At 40.2% G+C, this 18,870-nt stretch carries 14 protein-coding genes; 2 read left to right on the plus strand and 12 right to left on the minus strand.

From position 1 onward, the window contains the following. Positions 1–137: 137 nt before the first annotated feature. The 7 genes from icmF to BK577_RS05645 all read right to left on the minus strand — a co-directional run bounded on the left by icmF (position 138) and on the right by BK577_RS05645 (position 10,881). Complete coding sequence (gene icmF, locus BK577_RS05615) at positions 138–3,398, minus strand: fused isobutyryl-CoA mutase/GTPase IcmF (RefSeq protein WP_078432028.1); 3,261 nt, start codon at positions 3,396–3,398, stop codon at positions 138–140. Further along, positions 3,399–4,043, minus strand: a complete 645-nt coding sequence (locus BK577_RS05620; RefSeq protein ID WP_078432029.1) for a TetR/AcrR family transcriptional regulator — start codon at positions 4,041–4,043, stop codon at positions 3,399–3,401. 191 nt (positions 4,044–4,234) lie between these two features. After that, positions 4,235–5,374 (minus strand): acyl-CoA dehydrogenase, encoded by a 1,140-nt coding sequence (locus BK577_RS05625; RefSeq protein WP_078432030.1) that lies wholly within the window; start codon positions 5,372–5,374, stop codon positions 4,235–4,237. Between the two features lie 27 nt (positions 5,375–5,401). Then, complete coding sequence (locus tag BK577_RS05630) at positions 5,402–6,544, minus strand: acyl-CoA dehydrogenase (RefSeq protein ID WP_078432031.1); 1,143 nt, start codon at positions 6,542–6,544, stop codon at positions 5,402–5,404. A 32-nt stretch (positions 6,545–6,576) separates the two neighbouring features. After that, positions 6,577–7,428, minus strand: coding sequence for a 3-hydroxybutyryl-CoA dehydrogenase (locus BK577_RS05635; RefSeq protein WP_078432032.1), 852 nt, complete (start codon positions 7,426–7,428; stop codon positions 6,577–6,579). Between the two features lie 34 nt (positions 7,429–7,462). Next, positions 7,463–8,641 (minus strand): acetyl-CoA C-acetyltransferase, encoded by a 1,179-nt coding sequence (locus BK577_RS05640; RefSeq protein WP_078432033.1) that lies wholly within the window; start codon positions 8,639–8,641, stop codon positions 7,463–7,465. A 125-nt stretch (positions 8,642–8,766) separates the two neighbouring features. Next, positions 8,767–10,881, minus strand: a complete 2,115-nt coding sequence (locus BK577_RS05645; RefSeq protein ID WP_078432034.1) for a (Fe-S)-binding protein — start codon at positions 10,879–10,881, stop codon at positions 8,767–8,769. Between the two features lie 359 nt (positions 10,882–11,240). Between BK577_RS05645 and cls the strand changes: the two genes are divergently transcribed. Continuing rightward, positions 11,241–12,443 (plus strand): cardiolipin synthase, encoded by a 1,203-nt coding sequence (gene cls / locus BK577_RS05650; protein ID WP_139367272.1) that lies wholly within the window; start codon positions 11,241–11,243, stop codon positions 12,441–12,443. A gap of 21 nt (positions 12,444–12,464) precedes the next feature. Next, positions 12,465–13,421 (plus strand): UV DNA damage repair endonuclease UvsE, encoded by a 957-nt coding sequence (gene uvsE / locus BK577_RS05655; protein WP_078432035.1) that lies wholly within the window; start codon positions 12,465–12,467, stop codon positions 13,419–13,421. A gap of 186 nt (positions 13,422–13,607) precedes the next feature. On the opposite strand, the gene argS is transcribed toward uvsE, so the two are convergent. The 5 genes from argS to speE form a co-directional block, all read right to left on the minus strand. Further along, a complete protein-coding gene (gene argS / locus BK577_RS05660; protein WP_078432036.1) occupies positions 13,608–15,278 on the minus strand; it encodes an arginine--tRNA ligase in 1,671 nt (556 codons plus the stop codon). Then, the gene (locus BK577_RS05665; RefSeq protein ID WP_078432037.1) at positions 15,275–15,706 is read right to left on the minus strand and encodes a YwiB family protein; all 432 of its coding nucleotides are present in this window, start codon (positions 15,704–15,706) and stop codon (positions 15,275–15,277) included. Before BK577_RS05665 ends, argS begins: the two co-directional genes overlap by 4 nt. Positions 15,707–15,910: 204 nt before the next feature. Then, positions 15,911–16,621 carry a CAP domain-containing protein gene (locus tag BK577_RS05670; protein WP_078432038.1) on the minus strand — a complete coding sequence of 237 codons (711 nt, stop codon included), beginning with the start codon at positions 16,619–16,621 and terminating at the stop codon, positions 15,911–15,913. A 344-nt stretch (positions 16,622–16,965) separates the two neighbouring features. Further along, complete coding sequence (speB, locus tag BK577_RS05675) at positions 16,966–17,844, minus strand: agmatinase (protein ID WP_026563061.1); 879 nt, start codon at positions 17,842–17,844, stop codon at positions 16,966–16,968. 60 nt (positions 17,845–17,904) lie between these two features. After that, positions 17,905–18,735, minus strand: coding sequence for a spermidine synthase (gene speE, locus BK577_RS05680; RefSeq protein WP_026563060.1), 831 nt, complete (start codon positions 18,733–18,735; stop codon positions 17,905–17,907). Positions 18,736–18,870 lie beyond the last annotated feature (135 nt).

Raw genomic sequence — 18,870 nt, forward strand, 5'->3', positions numbered from 1 at the left:
AAAGATCAAACAGGATAAACAGTACTGAGATAAATAGATCTAATTACTATACTAGCTACAAAAACTTATGTTTTTTAATTCAAAAATTGAAAACTAGAAAAGAAACCGACTACTTACCGGTTTCTTTCTAGTTTAAATCACATATTCCGTCTATATTGTCCTCCAACTTCGTATAGTGCTTGGGTGATTTGGCCGAGGCTTGCTACTTTTACTGTTTCCATTAGTTCAGCGAATATATTTCCTTTATGAATGGCTGTTTGTTTCAGTTTCGTTAATGCCTCGCTTACTTCGTTTTCATGTGTTTGATGGAATCTTTTAAGGTTTTGAATTTGGGTTTCTTTTTCCTCTTTTGATGCACGGGCAAGTTCTATTGTATCCATCATTTCTTCAGTTGGCGGGTTTGGGTTTAAGTAGGTGTTGACTCCAATGATCGGCAGCTCTCCCGTGTGCTTTTTCATTTCATAGTGCATTGATTCGTCTTGAATTTTTCCACGCTGATATTGAGTTTCCATTGCACCCAGCACACCGCCGCGTTCATTGATTCGATCAAATTCCTGAAGGACAGCTTCCTCTACTAAGTCTGTTAATTCTTCTACGATAAATGAACCTTGTAGAGGGTTTTCATTTTTGGTTAATCCATGCTCTTTTGTAATGATCATTTGAATGGCCATCGCACGACGAACCGATTCCTCTGATGGCGTTGTTATGGCTTCATCGTAGGCATTTGTGTGGAGAGAGTTGCAATTATCATGAAGTGCCATCAATGCCTGCAGTGTTGTACGAATGTCGTTAAAATCGATTTCCTGTGCATGCAGGGATCGTCCAGATGTTTGGATATGATACTTTAATTTTTGACTTCGTTCATTTGCGCCATACTTATCTCTCATAACCGTAGCCCAAATTCTTCGGGCCACCCGGCCGATGACGGTATATTCCGAATCCAATCCATTACTAAAAAAGAACGACAGATTTGGTGCAAAAGAATCGATATCCATTCCTCTGCTTAGATAATATTCTACGTACGTAAATCCATTAGAAAGGGTAAAAGCCAGCTGTGAAATAGGATTTGCACCTGCTTCTGCAATATGATAACCGGAGATGGACACTGAGTAGTAATTTCTCACATTTTGATCAATAAAGTATTGCTGAATGTCTCCCATAAGCCTTAAGGCAAATTCTGTTGAGAATATACATGTATTTTGACCTTGATCTTCCTTTAAAATATCAGCTTGAACCGTTCCCCTTACAGTTTGGAGGGTGTACGCCTTTACTTCGCTTACCTCCTGAGCTGTTAAAGCACGACCTATCTCGGCTTCCTTCACTTTTATCTGCTGATCAATCGCTGTGTTCATAAACATCGCCAAAATAATTGGAGCCGGACCATTAATTGTCATCGAAACAGAGGTGGATGGTGCACATAAATCAAAGCCTTCATACAGTTTTTTCATATCTTCGAGCGTACATACACTTACACCGCTTTCACCAATTTTCCCATAAATATCAGGGCGGTAAGCAGGATCTTCACCATATAATGTAACAGAATCAAAGGCTGTGCTCAGACGCTTTGCTGAATCATCTTTTGATAAATAATGAAAACGCCGGTTTGTCCGTGCAGGTGTTCCTTCACCTGCGAATTGTCTTTTCGGATCCTCACCTTCTCGTTTAAATGGGAAAACTCCTGCAGTAAACGGAAAAGCCCCTGGTACATTCTCTTTGTATAACCAAGTTAAAATATCACCATCATTTTTGTATGTTGGTAAAGCAACCTTTGGTATTGAAAGACCGGAAAGTGAAGTCGTACGTAGCTTTATGACAATTTCTTTATTGCGAATAACGGTTGTAAATTCAGTTTGTGCATACTTTTCTCTTAAATCCGACCATTTAGCCAACAGTTCCTTTGATTGTGGTGTCAGCTGCTGTTCAAGCTTATGTTGAAGTACTCGTAATGAAGTCACAACTTCCTCATTTTTTTCATGCTCTGTTAAAGCTTCAAGAGTTCCTTTTACTTGAAAAATCTTTGTGGCAAGATCTGCTTGCTTTTCTGCAAGATGATGATAGTTTCTGACGGTTTCACTAATTTCTCTTAGATAATATCTTCGTTCTGGCGGGATGATGACATTTTGCTTTTCAACTTCTTTGACGACAGGTAATGTTGACTGCCAGTTCAAGCTCGACTTTTCATTTATCATCTCTAAAATTTTAGCAAATAACGTGTTTGTTCCCAGATCATTAAACTGACTTGCAATGGTGCCAAAAATGGGCATATCATCTAAAGATTTATCAAAAAGCATCCGGCTGCGTTGATATTGCTTTTGTACTTGGCGCTTTGCATCCTCTGATCCTTTGCGCTCAAATTTATTAATAACGACCAGGTCGGCATAATCGAGCATGTCGATTTTTTCTAATTGAGATGGTGCTCCAAATTCACTTGTCATCACATACATTGAAAGATCACAAACCTCAGCGATCTCTGCATCACCTTGACCGATTCCACTCGTTTCCACGATCACAAGATCAAATCCTGCTGCCTTCACAATGGAAATTGCATCGTGAATCGCAAGGGAAATCTCTGACTTGGATTGACGGGTTGCCAAGCTTCTCATAAAAACCTGTGGGGAGAAAATGGCATTCATCCTAATTCGATCTCCGAGTAATGCCCCCCCTGTTTTTTGCTTTGTAGGATCTACAGATAAAACAGCAATTCGAATGTCTTCGATTTCATTAAGAAACCGTCTGATTAATTCATCAGTCAGCGAGCTTTTTCCCGCTCCACCGGTTCCCGTAATGCCAAGAACGGGTATGTTCTTAGTTTGTGAGATCATTTCCTGGAAAATAGGTTCTACGTTCTCAGGTAATGCTTGCTGTGAAATTTTCGCTTCAGCATAGGATATCAGTTTTGCAACTGTTTTTATATCACCAGATGTTAGCTGATCGACCTTCACATCATCCTGACCTACTGGAGAAAAATCACATTCCTTTAACATGTAGTCAATCATTCCCTGTAACCCAAGCTCCCGGCCATCTTCAGGTGAAAAAATCTTCGCAATTCCATACTCGTGAAGTTCTTTTATTTCTCTGGGAATAATAACGCCGCCTCCGCCACCAAAAAGGCGGATATGTCCTGCCCCTTTTTCCTGCAGCAGATCATACATGTACTTGAAAAATTCAACATGTCCTCCTTGATAAGAAGAAATCGCAATTCCTTGGACATCCTCTTGAATAGCAGCAGAGACAATTTCTTCTACAGAACGATTATGTCCTAAGTGAATCACTTCTGCTCCGCTTGCCTGCAAAATCCGCCGCATAATATTGATTGATGCATCATGACCATCAAACAAGCTTGAAGCTGTGACAAATCGAATATGATGTGTTGGTTTATAACTTTTAACTACTGCCATCTAATCACCCCTTTGTTCGTGCTGTTCCTCTCCTACCCCTTGTAAAATCACCTTTGTTTGCAGCTCAATATATTCGTCTATTGTATATATTTTTTGGAGAGCCCACCTGCGAAATCCCCACATTTGTCCTTGTACAAAGATGTTATGGGCAATTAATTCAGATTCTTTTTCCGAAAGTGTGAGCTCTCCATTTTTTACGCAGCAATCGATGATGTGTTTAAACATCCCGACCATTTCAATTTCTTTTTTTAATACATAAGGCAGAGCATCTTTTGAAAGAGATTTTGCTTCCTGGTACATGACAAGGACTTCATCCTGCATATCATCCATCACTTTAAAGTAGTTTTCAATCGCCTGCTTGAGGCTTTCGATTGTTCCTTGCTTTGTATCAAGGTTTTCTTCAAGTCGGATGTGGACCTGGTCATAAATCCTGTCACAGACCAGGTACAGTACATCTTCTTTTTGTCGGATGTATTCATATAATGTGCCGATGCTGAAGCCTGCCGCCCGGGCAATTTCTCTTGTTGTTGTTCTGTGAAATCCTTTTTCTTTAAAAAGGGTTACAGCACCCTTGATCATTTGCTCTCTGCGTTTTTCAATTAATTTTTCATCTTTTACAGATGCGACAACTTCTCGTTTTTTCATCTGTGTTTCCCACCTAACATAGACACTTTCGCATACTTTGTTGATTTTCAAAATAGTTGACGGTAAAAAATAGTTCGTTCCATTGCGCTCCAGACACTCACTTCCCGCAGGAGTCGAGTGTCTTCCGCTCCATTTCACTCTTGTTTTAGAATGAGATTCTAAAGCAACAAACACTAAAGGACTTATAAAATCTATTTCGTTAGCATTCTAGAAATCACCAGTCGTTGAATTTCTTGGGTTCCTTCGTAGATTTGGGTTATTTTTGCGTCTCTCATGTAGCGTTCTACAGGGTAGTCTTTTGTATAGCCGTAGCCTCCGAATACTTGGACTGCTTCTGTTGTGACCTTCATTGCTGTGTCTCCTGCAAAGAGTTTTGACATAGCCGATTCTTTTCCATATGGAAGTCCCTTTGATTCAAGCCATGCCGCTTGATAGGTTAACAGACGTGCTGCTTCAATGCTTGTCGCCATATCAGCCAGCTTGAAGCTAATTCCCTGCTGTGCGGCAATGGGCTTGCCGAACTGTTCACGTTCCTTTGCATAGGCAACAGCTGCATCTAGTGCGCCTTGTGCGATTCCTACTGCTTGTGCGGCAATTCCGTTTCTACCGCCATCTAATGTCATCATCGCAATTTTAAAGCCTTCACCAATTTGACCTAATATGTTTTCCTTTGGCACTTTGCATTCTTCAAAGATAATTTCTGTTGTTGGTGAGGAACGAATGCCCAGTTTGCTTTCTTTTTTACCGACAGAAAAGCCTTCAAAATCTTTCTCAATAATAAATGCGGTTGTGCCTTTATGTTTACTTGAAGGGTCCGTTATGGCAAAAACGATATAAAGGTCGGCAATTCCACCGTTTGTAATAAAGATTTTTGATCCATTTAATACGTAGTGATCTCCGTCTTCCCTGGCATGTGTGCGCATTCCGCCGGCATCCGATCCTGAACCGGGCTCTGTTAATCCGTAGGCACCAATTTTTTCGCCAAGTGCCATAGGCGTTAAATATTTTTGTTTTTGCTCCTCTGTTCCGAATTTATATAAAGGCCACCCCGCCAGCGATGTGTGGGCTGATAATGTCACACCTGTTGATGCACATACCCTTGAGAGCTCTTCAACTGCAATCACATAAGCTAAATAGTCACTGCCGATTCCTCCATATTCTTCAGGCCATGGAATTCCCGTTAAGCCCAATTCCGCCATTTTCTTAAAAATGTTCATGTCAAATCGTTCTTGTTCATCTCGTTCAGCTGCTGTTGGTTCAACTTCTTTTCTAGCAAAATCCCGAACTGTTTTTCTTAACATTTCATGTTCTTCAGATAGCTTAAAGTACATTGTGTTCTCCCCTTTGTACCGCATAATTTATCGTTCTCTTAATAGATGCTTACTGATGACGATTCGTTGGATTTCACTTGTGCCTTCATAGATTTCACATACTTTGGCATCACGGAAATACCGTTCAACAGGGTAATCCTTTGTATAGCCGTAGCCTCCAAACACCTGTATCGCCTCTGTTGTGACGCTCATTGCCGTTTTGGAAGCAAATAATTTGGCCATTGCGGCTTGCTTTCCACAAGGCATGCCCTGGTCCTTTAACCAAGCTGCCTGATAGACTAATAGTTTCGCCGCCTCCACATTTGTCGCCATGTCAGCAAGCTTAAAAGAAATACCCTGTTGAGCAGAAATTGACTTGCCAAATTGCCTTCGCTCCCCGGCATATTGTACAGCTTTTTCAAGTGCGGCTTCCGCAATGCCCAATGCCTGTGCGGCGATGCCAATTCGGCCGCCATCAAGATTTGCCATTGCAATTTTAAAGCCTTCCCCTTCATGTCCAAGAAGGTTTTCAATTGGAACCTGTGCATCTTCAAAGATAAGCTGAACCGTTCTCGATCCATTTAAGCCCATCTTGTGTTCATCCTTGCCGATAATCAATCCAGGTGTATCTTTTTCAATAATAAACGCAGAGATGCTGGTACTCGCTTTCTCTTCCCCTGTTCTGGCAAACACGATATAGGTGTCTGCTTCCCCACCATTTGTAATGAACATCTTTGATCCATTCAGCACATAAAATTGACCCTTTTTTACGGCTTTTGTTTTCATGCTTGCCGCATCGGATCCTGAGCCCGGTTCTGTTAAACAAAAGGCTCCTAAATGTTCCCCTCGTGCCAGCTTTTTTACGTACTTTTCTTTTTGCGCTTCCGTGCCAAACGACAAAATCGGATATGTTCCAACCGATGTATGAACAGATAAAATAACTGCCAATGTTGCACTTACCTTTGCCAGTTCATGAATAACCATCATATAAGAAGTAAAATCCAGATTCCCACCGTCATATTTGCTTGGAACCGGGATTCCCATCAGCCCCAATTCCGCCATTTTGTTGAGAATTGTTCTGGGAAATACTCCTTTTTCCATTTGCTCAACAAACGGCTCTACCTCTGTTTTCGCAAAATCACGTACCATTTTTCGTAACATCATTTGTTCATCTGTTAACGCTACATTCATAGATGCCCACCCCTTTGGTCATATCAGATGTTTTACGAATACTGATAAAAGCCTCTGCCTGATTTTCGACCGAGCCACCCTGCTTTTACGTATTTTCTTAGTAATGGACATGGTCGGTACTTATCATCACCGAAGCCCTCGTGAAGGGTTTCCATAATATAAAGACACGTATCTAAGCCAATAAAGTCAGCAAGGGTTAGCGGTCCCATTGGATGATTCATGCCAAGCTTCATGACTTCATCAACCGCTTCCGGCTCTGCTACACCTTCATATACTGTAAAAATGGCCTCATTAATCATTGGCATTAAAATTCGGTTTGACACAAATCCCGGAAAGTCCTGGACTTCAACAGGTGTTTTATTAAGTTTCCTTGTTACGGCATCAATTTGCTCATACACCTCATCTGATGTTGCTAATCCCCGTATGATTTCGACCAATTTCATGACTGGCACAGGATTCATAAAGTGCATGCCTATAACCCGATCAGGTCTGGTTGTGGCGGCAGCGATTTCTGTGATCGGCAATGATGAGGTGTTTGTTGCTAAAATCGTCTTTTCACTCGCCAACTGATCCAGTTTTTCAAATAGACTGGTTTTGACTTCCATTTTTTCGATGATTGCTTCAATAATAAGATCTGCTTTCTTCACATCATCAAGAGTTGAGGAAACGTTTAGTCTTTGAATGATTTCTTCTTTTTCGCTGTTTGTTAGCTTTTCCTTCTCCACCTGTTTTTGAAGTTGCTTTTTAATGGAGTTGATACCTTTATGGACGATTTCCTCATTTAGATCATGAAGAATAACCTCATAGCCTGCCATTGCACAAACTTGGGCGATCCCTGAACCCATTTGCCCTGCGCCGATCACCATGATTTGTTGAATTGTCATCGAAACCCTCCTTGATTTGCTTGATCACTCTCTATTAAACTTCTATCATAATCGCATCACCTTGACCGCCACCTGAGCAGATTGCCGCAATCCCAATTCCTCCGCCTCTTCGCTTTAATTCGTGAATGAGAGTAATGAGTATTCTCGCTCCGCTCGCACCGATCGGATGTCCAAGCGCTACTGCGCCACCATTTACATTGACCTTTTCAGGATCAAGATTTGCCAGTTGGTTTGCAGCCAACGCCACTGTCGCAAAAGCTTCATTGATTTCAAACAAGTCAATTTCTTCAACTGATTTTCCTGTTTTCCTTAATAGTTCATTAATGACAAGTCCAGGTGTTTTCGGAAAATCTCCTGCCTCACCAGCGATGGCTGTATGAGCTAAAATGGTTGCAAGAGGTTCTCTGCCTTCTTTTAGAGCCTTTTCCTCACTCATAAGAACAAGGGCAGCTGCTCCATCATTTATTCCCGGGGCATTTCCAGCTGTTATTGTTCCGTCATGGTCAAAAACAGGAGACAACTTAGCTAAACGTTCGATTGATGTATCTTTTCGCAGTGCTTCATCTTTGTCGACGATGATTGGATCTCCCTTTCGTTGCGGCACTGATACGGGAGTGATTTCTTCTGCCAGAATCCCTGACTCTTGAGCAGCAACTGCCCGCTTATGACTTCTTAATGCCCACTCATCCTGCTGTTCTCTCGTAATCTCGAGCTCCTTTGAGGTGCTGTTTCCGTATGTTCCCATATGGACGCCAGTAAAGCTGCATGTTAATCCGTCATGAATCATTAAATCCTTCACCGGATGATCACCCATTCTTAAGCCCCATCTTGCCTTTGGCATGATATAAGGTGCATTGCTCATTGATTCCATCCCACCTGCGACGATCACTTCTTCATCACCTGCACGAATGATTTGGTCAGCCATTGTGACACTTCTTAAACCAGATGCACACACTTTATTCACGGTTTCTGTTTTCACATTCCAAGGTAAGTTTGCAGCGCGTGCGGCTTGGCGCGAAGGGATTTGTCCCTGCCCGCCTTGCAGGACATTTCCTAAAATCACTTCTTGTACATCTTCAGCTTGAACCTTTGCTCTTGATAGTGCTTCTTTTATCACAATTCCGCCCAGTTCTGCGGCTGTTAATGTTGACAATGCTCCACCAAATTTTCCAATCGGTGTTCTCACGCCACTTAAAATCACTGTTTTTGCCATATATAATCTCCCCTTCGATGTTAGTAAACGCTTACAACTTTGACTGAACGCTCGCTCAATTTCTTTTCAATTAAAGAGGGGTATACCCCCTCTTTTTATTTTAGCTTATCAATCTTTGAAAATGTCTATGAAACTTGCTCATTTCGTTCGCCAAAAATCGACTTCTCTAATAGTTCTGCTACATCATAGGTGCTCACGGCTTCTTCCACTTCCTTCGCCTTCGTCCCATCACTTAGCATTGTTAAACAGTACGGACATCCAGAACTGATAACAGACGGGTTAACAGCCAAAGCCTGCTCTGTTCTTGCGACATTTATGCGGCTTCCTGTATCTTCCTCCGTCCACATTAAGCCCCCGCCTGCACCACAGCACATACCCTTTTCACGATTTCGTTCCATTTCAACAAGCTTCACACCAGGTATTGCTTTTAAAATATTTCTTGGTGCATCATACACTTCATTGTATCTTCCTAAATAACAGGAATCATGGAAGGTAATCGTCTCGTTAACTGGAAGTGTTGGTTTTAACTTTCCTGATGCCACTAACTCAGCAAGTAATTCAGTATGGTGATAAACTTCAGCTTCAAGACCAAAATCCGGGTATTCATTTTTAAAAATGTTGTAAGCATGCGGATCAATCGTGACGATTTTCTTAACATCATTTTTCATGAATTCATCGATGTTTTTTGTTGCAAGCTCTTGGAATAAAAATTCATTTCCTAAGCGGCGCGGTGTGTCTCCGGAGTTTTTCTCTTTGTTTCCAAGAATCGCAAACTTCACACCTGCTTCATTTAAGAGCTTTGCGAATGATAGGGCAACCTTTTGGCTGCGATTATCATAAGAACCCATGGAACCAACCCAAAATAAGTACTCAAACTCTTCTCCCGCTTTGCTCATTTCTTTCACTGTAGGAACGATCACATCGGAACGAGCTTCACGCCATGTTTCTTTTTCCTTACGGTTAAGCCCCCATGGATTTCCTTGGCGTTCTATATTCGTCATTGCGCGTTGTGCATCTGCATCCATTTTACCTTCTGTTAAAACAAGATAGCGGCGCATATCAATGATTTTATCAACATGCTCATTCATAACAGGACATTGATCCTCACAATTACGACATGTTGTACAAGCCCAGATCTCTTCTTCTGTAATCACATCTCCGATTAAAGAAGCATGATATCCCGAAGTTGTAGCCGCAGATTCCTGTGCACCTGAGCTTGATGCCATCATTGCAATTTGATTTCCCTTTGTGTTACTGAATGCAACGGCCGGAACCCATGGTTGCTTTTGCGTCACAGCGGCACCTGTAAAGGTTAGATGATCTCTCAGTTTAATAATTAAATCCATTGGTGACAGCATTTTTCCTGTTCCTGTTGCCGGGCACATATTTGTACAACGGCCACATTCTACACAGGCATATAAATCAATTAATTGCGGTTGTGTGAATTCCTCAATCTTTCCGACTCCAAAGGTTTCCTGTGTTTCATCTTCAAAATCGATTTTTTCAAGCTTCCCCGGGTTTGTTGTGCGATTAAAATACACATTTGCCGGTCCTGCAATTAAGTGTGCATGCTTTGATTGAGGTACATATACTAAAAACGTTAATAAAAACAGCAAGTGAACCCACCATGCGATATAGAACAGGACGATGGATCCCGTCTCTCCTACAAACCCTAGAATAAAGGCGAAAGAAGATGCGAGCGGTTCAGACCAGGTTAGGTCATGATTATGCCAAATAAGTCCCATTCCATTTCCCAGTAACACAGAAAGCATTAGGCCGCCGATAAAAAGTAAGACAAGCCCTGATTTAAAGCCCCTTTTTAATCGTACAAGCTTTTCAACATAGCGCCGATGAAATGCCCAAACAACTGCCACTAAAATCATAAATGTAACAATCTCCTGGAAAAATGTGAAAGCCGGGTATAGCGGTCCAAGCGGAAGATGCGCTCCCGGTAAAAGACCCTTGATAATGAAGTCAATTGCCCCGAATTGAACAAGAATAAAACCATAGAAAAACATCACATGGATAATGCCGCTCTTTTTATCCTTTAACAGCTTTTTTTGACCAAATACATTCACCCATATTTTTTCAAGCCGCTCCTTCACTTTCCCATCGAATTCAACCTTTTTTCCTAGCTTGATGTACGCCATCCTCGTGCGGATTAAATAAACAAAAAGATGAATTGCGTAAGCGGCTACAAATAAAAATGCTACAAAATTAATCCATAATAATGCATCCACTTTTGTTTCCCCCAATCTCCCATTTGTTGCGGTCTATGTCTTTCCCCTATGAAAAGCGTAAGCGCCTTGGTCAGCCTCAGGCAAATAAGACGCAAATGAATAGAAGACGTTCTTTGTCTTCAATTCATTTGTGGCTAGGCGCTGGAGCTAGACACTAAAACTAAGTACAAAATTTTACCCTACCTTTAACATTTCATTATACTCCTATCATAATAAATGAATGAGCATTCAGTCAATACCTTTTGTTTCTTTGTACAATGTATTCTTTTCTATAGGAAATATGCCGTGTACATAAAAATGTGAAGTTGCGCAAAACCTATTAGGAAATGGTGCAGGAATGCTGCTAGGAGGTATGCTGGTTGAAACTATTTTTCATCTTGAGCTTTATCATAGTGGCAATTATTTGTTGGTGTATTGTCGATTATCACCTTGGACGAAAAAGTCATCTTCTTAAGTCTAAATACACACAGTATCCACCTAGAAAAAGTGATATTACCTTATTCACTGATGGCGATTCTTTATACAAGGATTTGTTTGAGCACATTAAAAATAGCCGAAAAAGTGTTCACGTGTTATTCTTTATCATAAAAAATGATCAGATTAGCCATGAGTTCCTATCTCTTTTAGGTGAAAAGGCGAGTCAGGGTGTTGAGGTCAGACTTCTTATTGATTATGTTGGCAGCTCTAAATTAACAAAAAAGAAAATGACCCTTTTAAAAGAAAAAGGTGTAAAGGTTGTTTACTCTCATAAGCCGAAGTTTCCGTTTCTTTTTTACACTCTTCAAGCCCGAAATCACCGAAAAATTACCGTTATTGACGGTGTAATCGGCTATTTAGGCGGTTTTAACATTGGCAAGGAATACATTGGACAAGATCCAAAGCTTGGGTTTTGGAGAGATTTTCACCTCAAATTAACCGGTGAAGGTGTGACAGATTTACAGACGCAATTTTTAACTGATTGGTTTGATTCAACCGGTGAAAATGACTTGAAGGAAACACAGTATTTTCCAGAACAGGTTACAGGTAAAAGCACCCAAATGTTTATTTCTACATATGGTGAAAACCTGGAAAAACATTTTATTTCATTTATTCAAGACGCAAAATATGAAATAATCATATGTTCTCCATATTTTATTCCCGGGAAAAAAATACTCAATGAATTGTTATCTGCTTTATCAAGAGGGGTAAAGGTTAAGATTACAGTACCAATGAATAAAGATCATCCATTAGTAAAGGAAGCATCTTATCCTTACTTCCGCCCCCTTCTGCTAGCAGGGTGTGAAATTTATCAGTTTTACCATGGTTTTTATCATGCCAAGATGGTTATGATTGATGACGATTTTTGTGATATAGGCACAGCAAACTTTGATAAACGAAGCTTCTATTTAAATGATGAAATGAACTGTTTAATTTACGATAAAAAGCTAATTGAGGAGATCAAACAGTTTGTTTACACAGATTTTCGTCGCTCACAATTATTAACATATGAGAAGTATCAAAAGAGACCTTTTTCTCAGCGGATAAAAGAGGTATTTGCTACACTAGTGTCTCAATTTTTATAGAACCGGCAAAGGAGGAGTCCAATGATTATTCGATTTGGATATGTATCACATGCACTTTCCCTTTGGGACTGCTCCCCTGCTAAATCCTTAACGTTTACTCGTTGGAAAAAACTCGACGTAGAAGAGCGTCATGACCAGCTTTTATATGTCACAAAGCAAAACCTGGAACATACATTGCGGATGTTACACTACAATATCGCCCACGAAATATGGGTTTATCGCTTATCCTCATCCATTGTTCCATTAGCGACACATCCTGATGTGCTTTGGGATTATCGGACCCCATTTAAGGAACTTCTTTTGGAAATTGGGACACTGGTAAAAAAATACAAGCTGCGTGTAAGCTTTCATCCAAACCAATTTACACTATTTACGAGTGATAAAAAGCATATTACTGAAAATGCTGTTAGTGACATGTCTTATCATTATGATGTTCTGGAAGCAATGGGTCTTGCAGATGAGGCGATTATTAACATCCATGTTGGCGGGGCTTATGGGGACAAACAAAAAGCAACAGAGCGCTTCCATCAAAACATAAAAAGCTTGCCTTCACATATCAAAAAAAGAATGACACTTGAAAATGATGATAAAACCTATACAACCTCGGAAACTTTAGCTATTTGCCAGAAGGAGCACATACCGCTTCTCTTTGATTACCACCACTTTATGGCGAATAAAGAAGAGGATGAAAAGGTTGAAGAGCTGCTGCCTAAGATCTTTCCAACATGGGAATGGGTTGGGCTGCACCCTAAAATTCATGTTTCTTCCCCTAAGTCTGAGAAGGAGTTTCGAAGTCATGCTGATTATGTAGACGCTGATTTTTTAATGCCTTTATTAAAGGTATTGAAAGAAATGAATGTTGATGTCGATTTTATGATTGAAGCGAAGCAAAAAGATAAAGCTGCATTGAAGCTTTGTGAAGATATATCGAGGATTCGGGGGGTAAAACGGATTGGTGGGGCTACGATTCTGTGGTAGCTTGTACTTGGAATATAGGTTGTGGAGATTTATTTTCGATTCTCAGATTTTATTTGCTATTTTAGAGATTTATTTGCGATTCTAAGATTTTATTTGCTATTTTGAATATTTATTTGCGATTAGACAATTATCGACTCATTTCGAGCAAAACAAAACTCAGATGCCCACAGCATCTGAGTTTTTCTTTTACATTTTTTCCGGAGCAGAAACCCCAATGATTGTTAACGCATTTTGAAGCGTTACTTGCGTTGCCTTCATTAGCCCAAGTCTTGCACGGCTTTTTTCTGTATTTTCAGGATCCAATACTTTTTCAGCATTGTAGAAGCTGTGTAGTGTGGATGCCAAGTCATAAATATAATTTGTAATACGGTGAGGAATTCGTTTTTGCGCAGCTTCTGTGACAGCTTGCGGGAATTCTCCAAGCTTTTTCAATAAGTCGAATTCTTTTTCAGATGTGATTTCATCTAATTTTAGATTCTCTTCATATGAAAGTCCTTGTTCTTCACCTTGGCGCAGCATGCTGCAAATACGTGCATGAGCATATTGCGCGTAGTAAACCGGGTTTTCGTTTGATGTAGAAACAGCTAAATCAAGGTCAAAGTCCATATGTGTGTCCGCACTTCTCATCGCAAAGAAATAACGTACTGCATCAAGACCAACTTCTTCGATTAAGTCTCTCATTGTGACAGCTTTTCCGGTACGTTTGCTCATTTTCATCTTCTCACCGTTTTTATATAGGTGAACAAGTTGAATGATTTCTACTTCAAGTGTATCTTTGCCATAGCCTAACGCTTCAATAGCTGCTTTCATACGTGGAATATAACCGTGGTGGTCTGCACCCCATACGTTAATCAGCTTTGTGAAGCCGCGGTCAAGCTTGTCCTTGTGATACGCGATATCTGGTGTTAAATATGTGTAGGAGCCGTCGTTTTTAATTAATACACGGTCCTTGTCATCACCGAACGTTGTAGAACGGAACCAAGTAGCCCCTTCTTCTTCATAGATATGGCCTTTTTCTTTTAACGCAGCAAGTGCATTGTCAATTTTTCCGTTATGGTAAAGAGATGTTTCCGAATACCATACGTCAAAAGGTACACGAAACTCTTCCAGGTCCTCTTTTAATTTTGCCATTTCGTATTTTAAGCCGTACTCTCTGAAAAATGCTAAACGCTCATCACTTGATTGCTCAGCAAATTTATCGCCGTACTCTTCGGCAAGCTTTTTCCCGATACCAATGATGTCTTCGCCATGATAGCCGTCCTCCGGCATTTCATTGTCTTTACCAAGTGCTTGGAAATAACGTGCTTCTACAGATAGAGCCAGGTTATTGATTTGGTTTCCTGCATCGTTTATGTAATATTCGCGGGATACATCATAGCCTGCTTTTGCTAAAACATTACATAATGAATCACCAACAGCCGCTCCACGTGCGTGACCTAGGTGAAGGTCACCGGTCGGATTTGCGGAAACAAACTCAACTTGTACTTTTTCATTTTTGCCCACATTCGTTTCACCATAGCTTGTGCCAGCTTTTAGAATGGATGGAATCAAATCTGTTAAATAACTGTTGTTCATATAAAAGTTAATAAAACCAGGACCAGCGATTTCAATTTTATCAATAGATCCTTTTTGCTTATCAAAATTCGCTACAATGTCTTCTGCGATCATACGCGGAGCTTTCTTTGCGACACGTGCAAGCTGCATCGCCATGTTTGTAGCGTAATCTCCATGTGCTTTTTCCTTAGGAAGCTCTAATAACACTTCAGGAATCTGTGCTTCTTCTGCTAAACCGGCTTTTATGACTGCCGCTTTAATTTCTTCTTTTAACCGTTCTTTTACTTGCTCAACGATGTTCATTTTTTGTCCTCCTTGTATGTGATCATCAGTTTATGTACATGTTTCTCATTTTCGTCTATTTGCAAATCATATAAAATAACGAGCCTATCTTCAAGCTCTGTTTTATCTATTGTTAATGAGTTGGTGTTGATTTCAAGCTGAAGCTTACCAAATGGTGTCGCATAATCTGTCATTGTTTTTTGTCCTTGAATGAAACGCTGTTTCATTGTAACAGCTCCGGAACGCATGACTATGACTTCTTCAGGTGCGATTTTCACCGTTGTTTTGACAGATCCAAGTTCATGCTGTTCATCATATCGCAGGTAAACGGTGTTACCCTTTAGAAATTGTTCACCTGTTGTGTTCATTTCAATTGTTTCTTTATCTTGTTCATGCTCTTTACGAATTTCAGATAAAACATGGATTTGAATAGGCGTGCTTTCTGACATGTCGACACTCCCTTTCCATCATTTCCTTTAACTTTAATAGTATAAAGAACCAAATGCAACTGCGCAAGAGGTGTTTGGGACGGAGGGACAGGTTCATTGTCCCGATTTTCCATTTTATTACGGGACGCGGTACCTGTCCCCCTGGCCCAATTACGACAAAAAGCGGCTAACCCTTTTTAAGGATTAGCCGCTTATTTCTAAATGTTATTTTCCGATAAATTGTTGAGTCCAGTAGTTACCTTCTGCTACGTAGCCTACTCCAATGTGAGTGAAGTTTGAGCTTAGGATGTTTTGGCGGTGGCCTGAGCTGTTCATCCATGCGTTAACGACTTCTTGTGGAGTACGTTGGCCTTTGGCGATGTTTTCACCTGCTGCTTTATATGAGATGCCAAACTGTTTCATCATGTCAAATGGTGAACCATATGTTGGGCTTGTATGTGAAAAGTAGTTATTCTTTTGCATGTCTAGTGATTTTTCACGTGCTACTTTGCTTAATTCAAGATCTACCTTTAAAGCTGGGAGTCCTTGCTTTGCACGCTCTTGATTTGTTAAGTCAACGACTTGCTGCTCATACTGACTTAATTGATAGCTTGCTTGTTCGTTTGTTTCTTCTGTTTGAGCCGGTTGCTGTTGAGCAGGCTGTTGTGTTACTGGCTTTTCAGTTGCTTGCTGCTGCTCAGTTTGTGTTTGTTCTTCTTTTGGTGCTTCTACTTCTTTTTGAGTAGTAGATTTCTGATAGTTGCTGAAATATTTTTTAATGAATTCATTGATTTGTTCTTGGTCTAGATTACCTGATTGATAGTAATAGACTTTTGCTTGTGTTGTGTTTGAAGCAGCATCTGCTTTTTGTGCAAGTGGATTTGCCATTAATAGAGCCGCACCTGCTACAACTGATAAAATGATTTTTTTCTTCATGTATATTCATCCTCCTTATCAACTCATGTGCTGACGAGACAATCGTAACATGTGTTTTTTTGTCATATTTGAGGATAATTTTAACAGTTAGTTACCATTATAGGCTGATGGTCTTATGCGGATTGACATAAGTCTCGGAATCTATCATTGTTTTCACCGATTTACTAGCAGGAACAAAACTTCCACCAAATAACCTAATTATTGGGAATTAATCCACTATTTTGGTCAAAACATCATGTTGACAAGGTTTTTCTAAAGCCTGTTTCTTTACATTTATATCGGTATTGTTACAATTTTTTCAATAAAAAAAGCCTGATACATCAAGTACCAGACTTCCAATCCGTCTATTTTTTCTGCACTAATCCTAAAATCATTTCTCTGATTATTTTACTTGCTGTGTTCGCTGTTTGTTCAGAGTGATCATAAATTGGTGCAACCTCTACCAAGTCAGAACCTACAACACGTATATCTGATTTTGCGATTTCATGAATAGACGCTAAAAGCTCTTTGGACGTAATGCCACCAGCGTCCACTGTTCCTGTTCCCGGGGCGTGCGCAGGGTCAAGAACGTCAATATCAATGGTTAGGTAAACAGGGCGTCCTGCCAGTTTTGGCAGTATTTCTTTTAGAGGTTCAAGAACCTCAAATTTCGAAATGTGCATGCCCACTTCTTTTGCCCATTGGAATTCTTCCTTCATTCCTGAGCGGATTCCGAAAGAAAAGACATTTGTTGGTCCAATTAAATTAGCGATCTTTTTAATTGGTGTTGAGTGGGAAAGTGGTTCTCCTTCATAGTCATCACGAAGATCTGTATGAGCATCAAAGTGAATTATCGCAAGATCAGGGTATTTTTTGTACATAGCTTTCATAACAGGCCATGATACAAGGTGCTCTCCACCCATTCCTAGTGGATATTTATCATCTGCCAGGAGCTGGTCAATATATTCCTCAATCATGTCGATGCTTCGCTGCGGATTTCCAAATGGTAATGGAATATCTCCTGCATCAAAGTATTTTACTTCCTCTAACTCACGATCTAAGTAAGGGCTGTATTCTTCAAGACCAATTGATACTTCGCGAATGCGCGCAGGGCCGAAGCGGGAACCCGGGCGATAGCTTACAGTCCAATCCATCGGCATGCCGTAGATAACAGCTTCACTTTCTTCGTAATTAGGATGGCTTTTAATAAATACATTACCTGAATAAGCTTCATCAAATTTCATTGATTATTACCTCCATTCAAAAAGTGAGAGATTTCCTTCTCTCACTTTTCCATTTCTAAATTATTTAATTAAATCACTTACAAACTTAGGTAATACAAAGCAAGCTTTGTGTAATTCTTTTGTGTAGTATTTTGTTTCGATTTCATGGAAACGGTCTTCGCTTACTTCTAGTGGATCATATTTTTTCGAACCAATTGTGAAAGTCCATAAACCGCTTGGATATGTTGGAATGTTCGCTGTGTATAGGCGTGTGATCGGGAAAATTTCTTTCACATCACGTTGAACATTTGTGATTAATTCCGGTGTGAACCAAGGGTTGTCCGTTTGAGCAACGAACACACCGTCTTCTTTAAGTGCTTTGGAGATACCAGCATAGAAGCCTTTAGTAAATAGGTTTACTGCTGGTCCCATTGGTTCTGTGGAATCAACCATGATCACATCGTATTCATTTTCACTTTCAGCGATATGCATGAACCCGTCGCCTACTTTTACTTCTACTCGAGGATCGTCAAGTTTTCCAGCAATTTCAGGAAGGTACTTTTTAGAATACTCAATTACCTTACCATCGATATCAACAAGTGTCGCTTTTTTCACTTGTGGGTGTTTTAACACTTCACGAATAACTCCACCGTCACCGCCGCCAACTACTAGAACATTCTCAGGGTTTGGGTGTGTAAATAAAGGCACATGTGCCACCATCTCGTGATAAACGAACTCGTCCTTCTGTGAAGTCATTACCATACCATCAAGGAACAACATGTTTCCGAACTCTTCCGTTTCCACCATTTCTAAGTACTGAAAATCAGTTTGTTCTGTATGTAACGTTTGCTTAACTTTTAACGTAATCCCAAAACTTTTCGTTTGCTTCTCTGTATACCATAATTCACTCATTATAATCATCCTTTCAAAACTGGGACAGAGGGACAGGTCCCCTGTCCCGTTCATTATGGGACACGGAACCTGTCCCCTTGTCCCTTATAGCAGAAAATGAGAAAAAAATCTATGACTTTTGTTTAAAATGTTTAA

It is taken from the genome of Metabacillus halosaccharovorans, assembly GCF_002019635.1.
Taxonomy (GTDB): domain Bacteria; phylum Bacillota; class Bacilli; order Bacillales; family Bacillaceae; genus Metabacillus; species Metabacillus halosaccharovorans.